Below are 14823 nucleotides of genomic sequence, written 5' to 3'. Positions count from 1 at the left end.
TTGCTCAAAATTAGATAAATAGGAACGTTGTTCAAAAAAGTAAAAGCACATGAATATCATGTGCTTTTATTATTATGTTATTTACTATATTGTTGTTGGATCTAATTTAACTTGAGGTTCTTTATCTTTAAAGTCCTTATTATTTAATAATCTATTTAGTGCAACACCTATTATAGCTGCTAAACTTAAACCTGTTATTTTAACAGTCTCAGTTACCGGTATTCCTATAACTATTCCTTTACCTTGTAAGTAGCTAGTTCCAAGGCCTATTATTAATATAGATGCTATAACAATTATATTAGATACTTTTAATTCACTGCTATCTTTTACATTTTTAGCTCCTACATAAGCTATCATAGAGAATAACATTAAGCTTATTCCACCCATAACTGCTGTTGGTATACTTTGTAAGAATCCTCCGACTTTACTTATGCATCCTAGTAATATTGCAAACATTGCCGCACGTCTTAATATTGATGGGTCATAGTTCTTAGTTAAAGCTAATACTGCTGTATTTTCTCCATAAGTAGTATTCGCTGGTCCTCCTATAAAACCTGCTATAAGAGTAGCCAATCCATCTCCTAACAATGTTCTATTTAGTCCTGGGTCTTTTATAAAGTCTTTCCCAACTATAGTACCATTAGTAGTTATATCTCCTATATGTTCCATGAATACTGCAAGTACTACAGGTGCTACTATTACTATTGCTTCTAGACTAAACTTAGGTAGTGTAAAGTTAGGCATTGCAATTATTGGAGAGTTAGTTATTACACTAGTATCAACTAATCCTATTAATAAAGATGCGCTATATCCTACTACTACTGCTATAAGTATTGATAACTGCTTTGAAAATCCTTTTGCAAACTTAGTTACACATAATGCTGTTGTTAAAGTTAGTGCTGCTATTATTGCATGTTGTGATGCCATGTTAAAGGCTGTAGGTATTAAGTTAAGACCTATTACTACTATCATAGATCCTGTAACTTGTGATGGAAAATACGATTTTATCTTATCTACTCCTATTTTCTTAACTAAGAAAGACATAGCTACATATAATAATCCTGCTACTACTATACCACCTTGGGCATATGTTATGTCTCCATTGTATGCTTCTTTAACAGCTAATATTAAGGGAATAAATGCGAAACTTGAACCTAGAAAGGCTGGTACCTTTCCTTTAGTACATAAGTGAAATACTAAAGTACCTATACCTGCACTTATAATGGCCAAAGATGGGTCAAAACCTGTTAAGATTGGAACTAATACAGTTGCACCAAACATTGCTAATAAGTGTTGAAGTGATAAAATTGTTTTTTTCATACAAATACCTCCCATTTTTTTATTAGGGAGAAATAATTCTCCCTTTTTCAGTATCTCTGTACTGAATTAAAAGGTTATTAACCTTATTTTGACTGTAGATTAATTGTCACTGAATCTACTTCGTCTACTTCTAATAAACTTACTTTAATTATTTCATCTTTTGATGTTGGAACATTTTTTCCTACATAATCAGCTCTTATAGGTAGTTCTCTATGACCTCTATCTACTAATACTGCTAGTTGTATAACATCAGGTCTACCTATATCCATTATAGCGTCAAGAGCTGCTCTAACAGTTCTTCCAGTGTATAAAACATCATCTACCAAAACTACTACTTTATCATTTATATCAAATTTTATGTTAGAGCCATTTAAAACAGGATCAACATCTACCTTATTTAAATCATCTCTGTATAAAGTTATATCAACTTCTCCTGTATTTACTTTTTTTCCTTCTATATTTTCTATTTTTTTGGCTATTCTATCTGCTATAGGAACTCCTCTAGTTTTTATTCCTACTAAAACAACATCTTCTATTCCTTTGTTTCTTTCTATTATTTCATGGCTTATTCTAGTTATAGCTCTTGCCATGGCTTTGTCATCCATAAGTTTTGCTTTTTCTATCATAATTTATTCCTCCGTATTTAGGATATAAAAAAAGCTTCTCGTTCAAGACAAGAAGCTGTACTCACATAGGTGATTAGAGATATTATATCTCTATGTACACTTGCCTTGTAGCCTCTCTGTACTACTTTAAGGAAGTTATTTATACATTTATATTCTATTCATATTATATAATAATGTTTACAGTTATACAAGGATTTTTAATAATTTTTTAAAATACTCTGGAGTATCAGATGTAAACTCCATGTACTCTTTAGTAGTAGGGTGTATAAATCCTAATGTTTTTGCGTGTAGTGCTTGACCTTCTAATTTAAACTTAGTATTTTTAGGGCCATAAAGTGGATCTCCTAAAATAGGATGTTTTATATATGCACTATGAACCCTTATTTGATGTGTTCTTCCAGTTTCAAGTTGTGCTTGAACATGAGTATAATTTGTCAGTCTTTCTAACACTGTGAAATGAGTTATTGCATTTCTTCCTCCAGATACAACCCCCATCTTCAATCTGTCTTTAGGGTTACGTCCTATAGGAGCATTTACAGTTTTAGTATCTTCTTTAATAATACTATGGCATATAAACTCATATTTTCTAGTTATGCTATGTTCTTTAAGTTGCTCTGCTAAAAAGTTATGGGCATTATTATTTTTTGCTATCATTAAAAGTCCTGATGTGTCCTTATCTATTCTATGAACAATTCCAGGTCTTATTACTCCATTTATAGAAGATAACTTATCTTTACAATGATAAAGTATTGCATTTACAAGAGTTCCATTATAATTCCCAGGTGCAGGATGTACTACCATCCCTTGTGGTTTATTTACTACTAAAACATCACTATCTTCATAAACAATTTCCAAAGGTATGTTTTCAGCTTCAACTTCTAAAAGCTTTGGCTCTGGTATATCTATTTTTATATTATCATCTTCTTTTACTACATATTTTGCTTTTTCAATTTTATTATTTACAACTACTCTTTCTTCTTTTATAAGTTTTTGAATATAACTTCTAGACATATCTCCAAGTTCAGTTGATAAGTATACATCTAACCTATCTCCTTCATTTTCTTCCAAAACTAAAAATTCTTTTATATTTTCCATATAATCCCTACTTTCTATCTTCAAAGAATATAACGTATATACATAATAATATTGTCCCAATTACTACATATACATCTGCTACATTAAATACATACTCCCAAAATATTCTAAAGTCAAAATAATCTACCACAAATCCTAATCTTAATCTATCTATAAGATTACCTATAGCTCCAGATATTATAAGCACTATAGAAGCCTTAGCTATAAATTTTAAGTCTTTATTAGTATACAAATAATAAAGTCCTCCTATTGTAGCAATAGACGCAACTATTACAAATATTATTTGGTTATTTTGTAACATTCCAAAAGCTGCTCCCCTATTTTCTACATATGTAAGATGAAATATATTTTCTATTATAGGTATACTTCCTACATGTGTTAAATAATTAAGAGCAAAATATTTAGATAACTGATCTAAAATTATTAAAGATATTATTATGCCTATATAAAGCAACTCCACAACCTCCCTTTATAACATATAGACAGATTATACCACAAAAAATTAAGATAGCTAAAAGCTATCTTAATTTTAATTAAAATTTTCTCATTTCCCTATCAACTGTATCATGTTCTATAGGTCTATTTGTATCAGCTAAATATTCATTTAAGTCTGAATAAAAATAGTCATCTTTGTCTAATAATTCTTCTTCTACAGGTCTATATTCATTCATATAGTTTTGAGGCTGTTCATTTGAACAGTGGGCACATAATGTAGTTTCTGGTAGTATTTCTAGTCTTTCATTTTCTATGTTTTTGCCGCATACATCACAAATGCCATAACTTCCCAAGCTTATTTTATCTAAAGCTCTATCTATAACATCTGCTCTGTACTTATGTTGATTGGCAAGATTCATCTGCATTTCTTGCATAAACACCTCTGTGCCCATATCTCCAGGATGGTTGTCATATGCTGATAACTCTCCAGTTGCATATCTTTGACTAGTAGGATGTTTATGGTCTCCAAAAGGTGTATCGTCTTGTAACTCATCTATTAAATTTGTCACTCTTTCTTTTTCTTTTAAAAGTTTTTCTTTGTAGTTATTCATCTCTATATTATTCATAATAACATCTCCTTTATCTAGATCTATATTTATCAACTATATCCATTATCTCTGCTATATATTTCCCTATTATCGGCATATCCATCCACGTAGATATCCAGTACATAACCATAGCTGCCAGTACTGTAAGTCCTATGGCTTGACCTAAACCTCTTGCAAGTCCTGCTATAGCATTTAGAACTAATAGCCTTCTAGGACTCTCCAAAAGCGCCATATAATCTCTTATTCTACTATGGTCTATCATAAATATAAGATTGTCTAACTTACTTTCAACAACATGTAAATGCTGTAAATATTCACTTTCACCTTTAATTTTTTCATTTTGATATTTGAACTTTGCATCTATATCCTTCATATTTCTCATTTCAACATTGTCTAATTTCCCATTTAAATATTCTTTTCCATCCTTATAATGTTTTTCCAAATTTTCACATCCCATACTATACCCAATTTTATAGATTTAGTATGTGAAAAATAGTCTTATAAAATACAAAAAGTCCTGAAAATCAGGACTTTTTTATTGCAAAGATACTATATAAATTTCTTTTCTATAAAACCAACTTTTTTATAGACTTTTCTAAGTGTCTTTCTAGCATTTTTTTCTGCTTTTGATGCACCTTGTGCATAAACTGTTTCTAAATAATCTTTATTTTTCAATAAATATTCGTATTTTTCTCTAATAGGTCTTAAATTTTCTACTATAACTTCAGCTATATCATTTTTAAAATCTCCATATCCTTTTCCTTCGTACATAGCTTCTATTTCATCAATAGATTTGTTGTCAAGTTTTGAATATATTCCAAGAAGATTTTTTATTCCAGGTTGTTCATCGCTATTCCTAACTATGCCTACAGAATCTGTAACACAACGTTTAATTTTTCTTTTTATTGTATCAGGATCGTCGGCAATTAATATATATGCATTTTCATTTGCATCTGATTTAGACATTTTCTTAGTTGGCTCTTGTAAACTCATTATTCTAGATGCAACTTTTGGTATGTATGGTTCTGGTATTTTAAAAGTATCGCTATATCTATTGTTAAATCTACTTGCTAAATCCCTAGCTAATTCTAAGTGTTGCTTTTGATCTTCCCCAACTGGAACTAAGTCAGTTTGATATAATAATATATCTGCAGCCATTAATACAGGATAAGTAAATAATCCAGCATTTAAGTTTGCCTCGCTTCTTTGAGATTTTTCTTTATATTGAGTCATTCTATTTAACTCACCCATATAAGTCATAGTATTAAGTACCCAAGCTAGTTCAGTATGTGCACTTACATGAGATTGTATAAATATAGTATTTTTATCTGGATCTAAACCACTAGCTAGGTATAGTGATAGTACTTCCATAGCATTTGCTCTTAAATTTTTAGCTTCTTGTGGAACAGTTATAGCATGTAAATCTACAACACAATAATGACAATCGTATTCATCTTGAAGTTTAACCCAATTTTGTATAGCCCCTAAATAATTCCCAAGTGTCAACTTACCAGATGGCTGAGCTCCACTAAATATAATTTTTTTATCGCTCATTTTACCCTCCTAATTTATGTAATTTTAATATTTTTATTATATCATATTTTTATATAGGTAAACCTAATATTAGATTAACCATCATAGGATATAATATTTAAAATACAATATTATTATGTTATAATGTACTTTACGATAAAGGGGTGATTAAATGAAAAAAATATTATTTATATTTTGTATAATATGGATGGCTATGATATTTTGGTTCTCATCACAAACAGGAGAAATCTCATCAAATCAATCTAATTCAGCTTTACACTATCTAAAAATTATAGACAATAGATTTAATATAAGTGAAAATAAATATATAGATAAGGGAATAAAGTTCTTTAGGGATGACCTAGGACTTATGAAACAATATAGCAAAGAATATATAGTAAGAAAAATAGCTCACTTTTCATTATACTTTGGTCTAAGTTCTGTACTTATGCTATGTGGGTATGTTTTTACTAAAAGTATAACATTATCCGGGTTATTCGGATTTATGACATCGGTTATATATGCTTACTACGACGAAATGCATCAACTTGATGTATTAGGAAGAGCTGGCTCTCTAAAAGATGTTGGCATAGACTCCATAGGGGCATTCTTCGGAATAGTATTTATGGGAGCTATTTTAATAGCAATTGTTGAATTTTTAGGTTTATTTAATAAGAATAGATACAAAAAAGCTTAGGGTTATCAAATGATACCCCTAAGCTTTTGAATGTAACTATATATGTCTTAACATACTTAATACTATATCCTTTGAGTTATGAGCAGCTTCTTGTACAAACTCTTCATATGTTACATCAGCACTTCCATCTGCTTTATCAGACATAGCTCTTATAACAACAAATGGAACTTCATTAACGTGACAAACATGAGCTATAGCTGCACCTTCCATTTCACCACAGTATGCTCCAAGTTCATTTACTAACTTATCTTTTAACTCCTTACTGCTTATAAATATATCTCCCGTTACTACTCTACCTTTTACAACTTTATGGCTTCTAACTTCTTCTTTAGTAGATTCATAAGCTGCATTTATTAATTTTTCATCAGCTTTAAATATAGATGTATCCATTCTAGGTATTTCACCTATTTTATTCCCAAATACAGTAGTATCAAAATCATGATACATTGCATCACTTGATATAACTATATCATAAACACCTAAATCACTATGTAAAGCCCCTGCAACACCAGTGTTGACAACAGAATTAACATTAAATTCACTTAATAATATTTGAGTACAAAGTGCAGCATTTACCTTTCCTATACCACATCTTACTAATACAACATCTTTATTTTCTAATCTTCCTATGTAAAACTTTAGGCCGCCTTTTTGTACAGTTTCTTGTATATCCATTATTTCTTTTAGTATATCAACTTCTTCATCCATAGCACCTATTATACCTATTTTAATCATAATTTTCCTCCTACATATAATCAATATACTTATTATTTCCAAACTTCAACTATTTTACCACAAAATATTCCAAAACAAAAGGTCCCTAAATTAGGGACCTTTATAATTAGTTAGCTTTTTCTACTTTTAATCCTGTCATATGATCATTTAAATTATGTTGTTCTAAAGTTTCATCATCTACTTTGTTTATATCAAGTGCTAAAGTTTCACTCATTATATAATCTTTGTGCTTTTCAACAGCATTAGATATTTCATCGTCTCCATTGAAGTATATTTTTATATTATCTAATACTTGGAAATCATTTGATTTTCTTAATTGTTGAACTTTAGATATAAATTCTCTAGCATAACCTTCACTTAATAAATCTTGATTTAAAGTAGTATCAAGTATTACAAACACGTTGTTTTCCATAGTTACATTGAAGCCTTCTTTAGCAGCTATATTTATTAAAACATGATCTTTATTAAATTCAAAATCTTCACCATCTACATTAACATTTATTACTTCTCCAGATTCAAGTTTTGGAACTACATCAGCTGGATTAAGTTTTGCTATTTCACTTCCAAAGAATTTCATTTTTGATCCAAGTACAGGTCCTAATACTTTGAAGTTTGGCTTTAGGCTAAAGTTCATATATTCTCCAAGATCCTTAGCAAATACAACTTCTTTAACGTTTAGCTCTTCAGCTATTAGTGGAACTAAGTTATCTATAGTAGTTTCATATTTTCCATCAACTAATACCTTTTGTATTGGTTGACGTACTTTTATTCTTGTAGCTTCTCTTGAAGCTCTACCAAGAGTAACTAAATTCTTAACTAAATCCATTTTTTCTTCTAATTTAAAGTCTATTAACTCTTCATTTACTCTTGGGTAGTTTTGTAAATGAACAGAAACGTCATTAGTTAAGTTTCTATATAATTCCTCTGATAAATATGGTGCAACTGGTGCTATCATTTTACAAAGGTCTGTTAATATTTCAAAAGTTGTATTGTAAACTGCTTTTTTATCTTGTGTTAACTCTGTAGCCCAAAATCTTCTTCTTGAACGTCTTATATACCAGTTAGATAAATCTTCATTTATAAAGTCTTGTATAGCTCTAACTGATTTATTTAATTCAAATATTTCTAAGTTTTCTTCAACGTATTTCTTTAAGTTGTTGAACTTAGATAATATCCATCTATCAAGTTCTGGTCTATCTTTATATTCAACGAAGAAATCATCTGGATTTATATCGTCAGTATTAGCATATAATGTGAAGAAGTTATATACATTCTTTATAGTTCCTAAGAACTTACTTTGAACTTCTTTTAATCCATCTAAGTCAAATCTAGTTGGAGTCCATGGTGGAGATACATATAATAGATACCATCTTAGTGCATCTGCACCGTAACTATCGAATAACTCAAATGGGTTTACTGTATTACCCCTTGACTTACTCATTTTCTTTCCTTCTTTATCAAGAACTAAGTCGTTAACTAAAACTCTCTTATATGGAGGCTTTCCTGTAACAAGTGTAGATACAGCAAGTAATGAATAGAACCATCCTCTAGTTTGATCTATACCTTCACATATATAGTCTGCTGGGAATAATTCATCAAATCTTTCTTTGTTTTCAAATGGATAATGATGTTGAGCAAATGGCATAGCCCCACTGTCAAACCAACAGTCTATAACATCAGTAACCCTTGTCATAGTACCTTCACACTTTTCACATTTTATATGTATATCATCAACATATGGTCTATGTAATTCTACAGATTCATCTATATTTTCTATAGCTTTTTCTGCTAATTCTTTTCTAGAACCTATAGATTCCTTATGACCACATTCGCAAGTCCATATATTAAGAGGAGTTCCCCAATATCTACTTCTAGATATAGCCCAGTCATTTAAGTTTTCTAACCAGTTTCCAAATCTCTTTTCACCTACGAAAGATGGGTACCACTCAACAGAGTTGTTGTTTGCTATTAATTGATCTTTTACTTTTGTAACTTCTATATACCAACTTGGCTTAGCATAGTATACTAATGGAGTTTGACATCTCCAACAGTGTGGATAATTATGAACAACTTTTTCTTTTTTAAATAACTTATTTTCACTATGTAACCATTTTATTATATCTACATCTAAGCCGTCCTCCATAACGAATCTGCCTTCCCATGGAGTAGTTGTAAATTTACCACTTTCATCAACAGGTTGTATAACAGGTAAATCATATTTTCTACCTAAATTGTAGTCATCTTCACCAAAAGCTGGAGCTGTATGAACTATACCAGTACCATCTTCAGTAGTTACATAATCAGCAACTCCTATAAAGAAAGCTTTCTTATCAACTTTTACAAAAGGCATTAATTGTTCATATTCAACACCTTCTAAATCTTGACCTTTCATTTCTTCTAGTACTTCAAACTCGCCACCTATAACCTTAGGAGCTAAAGATTTTTCTAAATAATATACTTCATCATTTACTTTAACCTTTAAATATGTTTCTTTTGGATTAACAGCAAGTGCTACGTTTGAAGGTAGTGTCCATGGAGTAGTTGTCCATGCTAAGAAGTATTCATTTTCTGCATCTTTTCTCTTAAACTTAGCTATAACCGTATTAGTTTTAACTTCCTTGTATCCTTGTGCAACTTCATGTGATGCAAGACCTGTTCCACATCTTGGACAGTATGGAAGTATTTTATGCCCTTCATATATTAAACCTTTTTTATTTATTTGATCTAATATCCACCATACAGATTCTATATAGTTATTGTCTAAAGTTATATATGGGTTGTCTAAATCTATTTCATATGCCATACGTTTAGTCATTTCTCTCCATTGCTTTTCATAAGAGAAAACTGACTCTCTACATTTTTCATTGAATTTGTCTATTCCATAACTTTCTATAGCTTGTTTATCAGAAAGTCCTAATTGCTTTTCAACTTCTATTTCAACAGGAAGACCATGAGTATCCCATCCTGCTTTTCTTTTAACTTGGTATCCACTCATTGTTTTATATCTACATACAGAATCTTTTAGCGTTCTAGCTAAAACATGGTGTATACCTGGTTTACCATTAGCTGTAGGAGGTCCTTCGTAAAATACGAAACTTGGATCATTTTCTCCTTTTTCTAAAGTTTTTTCTAGTATATTAACTTCATCCCAGTATTTTGAGATATTAGCTTCTGCCTCTTTTACAGAATTATCTACTAGCGGTTTAAATCTTGCCATAATATCACCCTTTCTTTTGTCTTTTGTGTTTTTTTGTATTAAAAAAACCCCGCCCCCATAAAGGGACGAGGTCTGCTCGCGTTACCACCCTAATTTTGTATATAAATAAAACATACCTATATACAACACTCATTTAATATAACGGTTTTAACCGGCACAGCTTAATGAATTAAATAATCGTTCAGCCTGCAGCTTAGGAGTGATCTTCAACTTTATAGATTTACTGGTTCTCAGCTTACCCAGCTCTCTGTAAAAACATTTAAAGTCTACTTTCTCCATCACAGCTTTTAATTTATTATTTTATGTTTATGTTCTTAATTTTATGACACTTTTTCGTCTTCGTCAATATTATTTACTCGACATTTTTAACTAAAATTCGATTCTCATCTAATCCTGTGTTTGATCCTACTTCATCAAAAATTTCATCTATGTTTCTCATTTCATCTTCTAACAACGATTTGAACTTATTTCTAAATATCTTAAATTCCTTTAAAAGAGAATCATATTCTTTTCTTATTTCTATAACTTGATTGTTTCCTTGCTCTATTATTTGTCTTGCTCTAAGTTCTGCTTCTTCAACTATTATTTGAGCTTTTTTATTCGCAGCATTACATGTATCTTCAGCTGCTCCTTGAGCAGTTATTAAAGTAGCCTTTAAAGTATCTTCAATATTTTTATATCTAGAAACTTGATCTTGATATAAATTTAACTTATCTTTTAGATCAAGATTTTCTTTGTATAATTTCTCAAAATCTTCTTTTACTATATCTAAAAATTCATCTACTTCTTCTTCTTTGAATCCTCTTAATCCTTTTTTAAATTCCTTATTTTCTATTTCTATTGGTGTTAACATGTGTATTCCCCCTTTATATTATGATTTTTGCTTTGACTTTAAGCCTACCCTTTTTTGTATAATCTCCTATTTGAGAAACTATTGCTCTACCAAGACCTCTAACAGATATTATACAATTTTCTTTTACGCTTTTAGATACGGAGGTTATTTTTTCGTAATCTACAAAAACTTTTTCAGAATTTATATAATTTGAACTTTCTTGCCTAGATATATTATAAATACCGCTTATAATAGTATCTAGCCTATCAGACGCTGCTGTAAAGTTAACTTCCTTATATTCAGGTTCACTGTATATAATTTGTGACAATTCTATTTCTTCTATAGAAACTTTATTGCTTCCAACCTTGTCTAAGTTTAGGATTATGTAATCACATATATCTTCACAAACTACAACTTGGCAGAAGTTTTCATGAATTAATATATCTCCTATTTTTTCCCTTTTTATCCCAAGTCCAAGTAAAGAACCTAAATAATCTCTATGAGATACTTTTCTAAATTTAAAATTCCCACTTATTTTAATAACCTTAATTGGCTTATTTAAATCTTCTTCATTAACATAAAAAGGGTAGATATAAACAAGCTTTCTTTCGGCTTTCTCATATCCACCATATACACTATAACTAATATCATCTATAGCATTTAATGCTGCTATTGCATTTTTAAGTTCATATGGATTTAAAAACTCTGTATATCTATAATCGTAATTTTTCAAAACACCTATAGATTTGTCTATTACCTTGTATATTTTATTTTTAAGTTCTACATCTTTTATATGATTCGTCAGTGTATTTTTATCAAGCATAAAAACCTAGATTACACGAATTACAAAGCCACTAATAACTTGTAAAAGTATCAATGCTATTACAGGTGAAAAATCTATAGTGCTGTTGAAACGCTTGAACATAATATCTCTTATAGGACCTATTATTGGTTCTGTAACTTTATGAACAAAGGCATGTAATTTAGTACCTCTGCTATTTGGGAACCAAGACATAAGAGCTCTAACTACTATCATCCATTCTATAAACTCAACTAAATAGTATAAGGCTCTTTTTATTGTAAATGCATCCATATTTATTCTCCTTTATTATTTATTTTGCCATGGGAATAAAACTTTGGTTTCTAATTCTTTTTTCATATTTGCATCAATATCTACATTACTTGGAGCTAATATAAATATTGCCTTAGATACCTTTTGAATACTTCCATCTAAAACGTATACAGCTCCACTTATAAAGTGAAATATAGACTTACGCATTTCAGGATCATCTAAATTCTCTAAATTAACTATAACAGCCTTTCTATGTTTTAGATGGTCTGCTATAGCTGGTGCTTCATCATAGCTTTTAGGTTCAAATATTACAACCTTCATTTGAGTAGTAGCATGTATATTTAATATTTTACCATTTTTCCCAGTATTTTGTGCATTAAAATGTGGTACTAAATCATCTTCAGCTACATCTTCTAATTCATAATCATCTTCAACAACTTCCTCTACTTCTTCCTCAGTTACCCACTTTTTTATTTTCGTTATTAATCCTTCAGCCATTTTTAAAAACCTCCCTCATTGTCTTTAAACAAATATATATGCTCATCCTTGTTAAATGTCGTAGTTTCTTTCCCCAAATATAGACGTTCCAACCCTAACCATGTTTGAACCTTCTTCAATTGCTATTTTAAAATCATTACTCATACCCATTGAAAGATAATCAATATCTACATTTTCAATATTAAGATTTTTTATTTCATTTGAAAGTGCTTTTAACTCTTTAAAAACCCATCTAGTCTCTTCAGGATTATCAGAATTCATTGCCATAGTCATAAGGCCCTTTATTTTTATATGTTTGTAATTAGTAGAAACATCTTTTATAAAAGGTATAACATCTTCCCTACTTAAACCATGTTTACTTTCTTCATTAGAAACGTTTACTTGAACTAAGCAGTTTATAACTCTATCTATGCCTTGTGCTCTTCTCTCTATTTCGTCACACAATGATTTTCTATCTAATGAATGTATCATATGTACTTTGTCTACTATATACTTAACCTTATTAGTTTGTAAAGTACCTATAAGATGCCACTTTACTTTATCACCTATTGCCTCATATTTTCTTACTAGTTCTTGAGGCTTATTTTCACCTACATGAGTTATACCTAATTCTATTGCTTCTTCAATAACTGGTATATCTACAGTTTTGGTTACTCCTATTAATATAACGTTATCAGTATCCCTATTTGCTTTTTCACAAGCGTCTTTAATATCGCCTTTAACTATCTCCAAGTTTTGTCTTAAAAAACTCAATTTATCACCTACTTTATCTTTTGTCCTTCTTTAACCTTATTTGGCTTTAAAAGGATTTCATCATGTAAATTTACTGTTTTTAATCCATTTGATTTTATAGTTAAATAACTTAACACAATAAAATCGTCATTTTCTCCAGAAACTCCTTGTAATTCTATAAATTGTACATTTCCAGTTTCTGAAATTCTATATACGCCCTTTTTACTGTCTTTTGTAATTATAGCATCTTTAGGAATTTTTATTCCTTCTAGTTGCTTATATATTATATCAAATTCTAAGACCCTTGTATCGTAAATTTTCCTATTTTGTTGGGTAATTTCAAATATTGTTATATTTTTGTTATTTTTATCTTTATATTTGTCATAAACCTTTGCATCTAATTTAATATCTTTATTTGCTAACTTTACATTGTCTCCTATTTTGAAATCTTTATATTCATTATTATCTAAGACTACTGCTACGTAAAATTTATGATTGTTTATAACCTTAAGTATTGGATCTCCTGTTTTTACCTTTTTATCTTCTTTTATTAAATTATCTTTGTTTTCTATATTTTTAAGAATATCAAAATTTAACTTGTCCATATTTTCATAAGTTAAATCATCTTCAAATCCATCTGCATTAAAAGACACTATACCTGAATTATTAGCTAAAACAGATTCTGTATATTTATTTATTTTATTTTCTAATATTTTTTTTTCTGATTCCATATTTTCTATATTTATTGCTGCAACACTATTATTTTTTATACTATTTCTCTTATTAATCAAAGATACTATTTCATCTTTGCTTTCTGCTAAATTTACTATGTCTTTTCTTAATGCATTATATTGTATTTTATTTGTTATATTTTCTATATCAGAATTTATACTTTCTATATCCTTTGATAAAATACCATTAGACCCTTCCTTAATTTCTTTTATGTCTTTATTTAATGTCTCTACTTCTTTTTCTATTTTTTCATCTACATCTTTTTTATATATTGTTGCAACTTTATACCCCTTTTGTATTCTACTTCCTTCATCTATATTTGACTTTACAGTACCAGAATACTCAGCAAATATAACTTGTTCATCTCTTATAATCACAGCTTCTTTTGTAATTTTTTCTTCTACATTTCCATTTTCAGCTAAAGTAGTTGGTATTGTACGATTAACAAAAAAGTTAAATACATTTGCCAATATGTAAATAAAAACTCCCATAACAAAAATGTTTGTGTATTTTATCCTTAGTTTCTTTTTACTTTTTTTCAAAAAAGGTTCCCCCCAAAAACAATCTTTAATTATATAATAATTCTTCAATATATATCTATATCCTTTTAAAAATACAATATTGTATATATTTTCTAGATAAATTGTAATATCCTTATAATTGAAAAAATCCTAGGCTTAACACCTAGGAT

16 protein-coding genes and 1 other annotated feature are annotated in these 14823 nt (G+C 29.3%); of the genes, 1 reads left to right on the top strand and 15 read right to left on the bottom strand.

The genetic code is table 11. From position 1 onward, the window contains the following. Positions 1-84: 84 nt before the first annotated feature. The 7 genes from BS62_RS00315 to trpS form a co-directional block, all read right to left on the bottom strand. Complete coding sequence (locus tag BS62_RS00315; RefSeq protein ID WP_496489241.1) at positions 85-1320, bottom strand: uracil-xanthine permease family protein; 1236 nt, start codon at positions 1318-1320, stop codon at positions 85-87. Between the two features lie 83 nt (positions 1321-1403). Further along, on the bottom strand, positions 1404-1946 hold the full coding sequence (gene pyrR, locus BS62_RS00310) for a bifunctional pyr operon transcriptional regulator/uracil phosphoribosyltransferase PyrR (protein ID WP_496489240.1): 543 nt from the start codon (positions 1944-1946) through the stop codon (positions 1404-1406). 183 nt (positions 1947-2129) lie between these two features. Further along, a complete protein-coding gene (locus BS62_RS00305) occupies positions 2130-3041 on the bottom strand; it encodes an RluA family pseudouridine synthase (RefSeq protein WP_496489239.1) in 912 nt (303 codons plus the stop codon). A 7-nt stretch (positions 3042-3048) separates the two neighbouring features. After that, the gene (gene lspA, locus BS62_RS00300) at positions 3049-3495 is read right to left on the bottom strand and encodes a signal peptidase II (RefSeq protein ID WP_496489238.1); all 447 of its coding nucleotides are present in this window, start codon (positions 3493-3495) and stop codon (positions 3049-3051) included. A gap of 79 nt (positions 3496-3574) precedes the next feature. Then, positions 3575-4102, bottom strand: a complete 528-nt coding sequence (locus tag BS62_RS00295; protein WP_496489237.1) for a TraR/DksA C4-type zinc finger protein — start codon at positions 4100-4102, stop codon at positions 3575-3577. A 13-nt stretch (positions 4103-4115) separates the two neighbouring features. After that, positions 4116-4526, bottom strand: coding sequence for a DUF5665 domain-containing protein (locus BS62_RS00290; RefSeq protein ID WP_496489236.1), 411 nt, complete (start codon positions 4524-4526; stop codon positions 4116-4118). 107 nt (positions 4527-4633) lie between these two features. Continuing rightward, complete coding sequence (trpS, locus tag BS62_RS00285; protein ID WP_496489235.1) at positions 4634-5638, bottom strand: tryptophan--tRNA ligase; 1005 nt, start codon at positions 5636-5638, stop codon at positions 4634-4636. Between the two features lie 151 nt (positions 5639-5789). Between trpS and BS62_RS00280 the strand changes: the two genes are divergently transcribed. After that, complete coding sequence (locus tag BS62_RS00280) at positions 5790-6314, top strand: VanZ family protein (RefSeq protein ID WP_496489234.1); 525 nt, start codon at positions 5790-5792, stop codon at positions 6312-6314. Between the two features lie 36 nt (positions 6315-6350). On the opposite strand, the gene BS62_RS00275 is transcribed toward BS62_RS00280, so the two are convergent. The 8 genes from BS62_RS00275 to BS62_RS00240 form a co-directional block, all read right to left on the bottom strand. Beyond that, entirely contained in the window at positions 6351-7049 is a 699-nt protein-coding gene (locus BS62_RS00275) for a 5'-methylthioadenosine/adenosylhomocysteine nucleosidase (RefSeq protein WP_496489233.1), read from the bottom strand. A gap of 106 nt (positions 7050-7155) precedes the next feature. Continuing rightward, on the bottom strand, positions 7156-10266 hold the full coding sequence (gene ileS / locus BS62_RS00270) for an isoleucine--tRNA ligase (RefSeq protein ID WP_496489232.1): 3111 nt from the start codon (positions 10264-10266) through the stop codon (positions 7156-7158). 58 nt (positions 10267-10324) lie between these two features. Continuing rightward, positions 10325-10557 (bottom strand) — a binding site (T-box leader). 61 nt (positions 10558-10618) lie between these two features. Next, entirely contained in the window at positions 10619-11119 is a 501-nt protein-coding gene (locus BS62_RS00265; RefSeq protein WP_496489231.1) for a DivIVA domain-containing protein, read from the bottom strand. 13 nt (positions 11120-11132) lie between these two features. Next, positions 11133-11921, bottom strand: a complete 789-nt coding sequence (locus BS62_RS00260; protein ID WP_496489230.1) for a YlmH family RNA-binding protein — start codon at positions 11919-11921, stop codon at positions 11133-11135. 6 nt (positions 11922-11927) lie between these two features. Then, the gene (locus BS62_RS00255; protein ID WP_496489229.1) at positions 11928-12191 is read right to left on the bottom strand and encodes a YggT family protein; all 264 of its coding nucleotides are present in this window, start codon (positions 12189-12191) and stop codon (positions 11928-11930) included. Between the two features lie 15 nt (positions 12192-12206). After that, entirely contained in the window at positions 12207-12668 is a 462-nt protein-coding gene (locus BS62_RS00250) for a cell division protein SepF (RefSeq protein WP_496489228.1), read from the bottom strand. A gap of 51 nt (positions 12669-12719) precedes the next feature. Continuing rightward, on the bottom strand, positions 12720-13421 hold the full coding sequence (locus BS62_RS00245; RefSeq protein ID WP_496489227.1) for a YggS family pyridoxal phosphate-dependent enzyme: 702 nt from the start codon (positions 13419-13421) through the stop codon (positions 12720-12722). A gap of 8 nt (positions 13422-13429) precedes the next feature. Further along, on the bottom strand, positions 13430-14674 hold the full coding sequence (locus BS62_RS00240) for a hypothetical protein (protein ID WP_496489226.1): 1245 nt from the start codon (positions 14672-14674) through the stop codon (positions 13430-13432). Positions 14675-14823: the final 149 nt, after the last annotated feature.

It is taken from the genome of Sporacetigenium mesophilum DSM 16796, from assembly GCF_059569055.1.
This window is presented reverse-complemented; position numbering and strand designations above follow the sequence as displayed.

Excerpts from the sequence above, each read along its gene's own strand:
- BS62_RS00315 (WP_496489241.1), bottom strand. The coding sequence starts at position 1,320 with ATGAAAAAAACAATTTTATCACTTCAACACTTATTAGCAATGTTTGGT.
- pyrR (WP_496489240.1), bottom strand. The coding sequence starts at position 1,946 with ATGATAGAAAAAGCAAAACTTATGGATGACAAAGCCATGGCAAGAGCT.
- BS62_RS00305 (WP_496489239.1), bottom strand. The coding sequence starts at position 3,041 with ATGGAAAATATAAAAGAATTTTTAGTTTTGGAAGAAAATGAAGGAGAT.
- BS62_RS00295 (WP_496489237.1), bottom strand. The coding sequence starts at position 4,102 with ATGAATAATATAGAGATGAATAACTACAAAGAAAAACTTTTAAAAGAA.
- trpS (WP_496489235.1), bottom strand. The coding sequence starts at position 5,638 with ATGAGCGATAAAAAAATTATATTTAGTGGAGCTCAGCCATCTGGTAAG.
- BS62_RS00280 (WP_496489234.1), top strand. The coding sequence starts at position 5,790 with ATGAAAAAAATATTATTTATATTTTGTATAATATGGATGGCTATGATA.
- BS62_RS00275 (WP_496489233.1), bottom strand. The coding sequence starts at position 7,049 with ATGATTAAAATAGGTATAATAGGTGCTATGGATGAAGAAGTTGATATA.
- ileS (WP_496489232.1), bottom strand. The coding sequence starts at position 10,266 with ATGGCAAGATTTAAACCGCTAGTAGATAATTCTGTAAAAGAGGCAGAA.
- BS62_RS00265 (WP_496489231.1), bottom strand. The coding sequence starts at position 11,119 with ATGTTAACACCAATAGAAATAGAAAATAAGGAATTTAAAAAAGGATTA.
- BS62_RS00260 (WP_496489230.1), bottom strand. The coding sequence starts at position 11,921 with ATGCTTGATAAAAATACACTGACGAATCATATAAAAGATGTAGAACTT.
- BS62_RS00255 (WP_496489229.1), bottom strand. The coding sequence starts at position 12,191 with ATGGATGCATTTACAATAAAAAGAGCCTTATACTATTTAGTTGAGTTT.
- BS62_RS00250 (WP_496489228.1), bottom strand. The coding sequence starts at position 12,668 with ATGGCTGAAGGATTAATAACGAAAATAAAAAAGTGGGTAACTGAGGAA.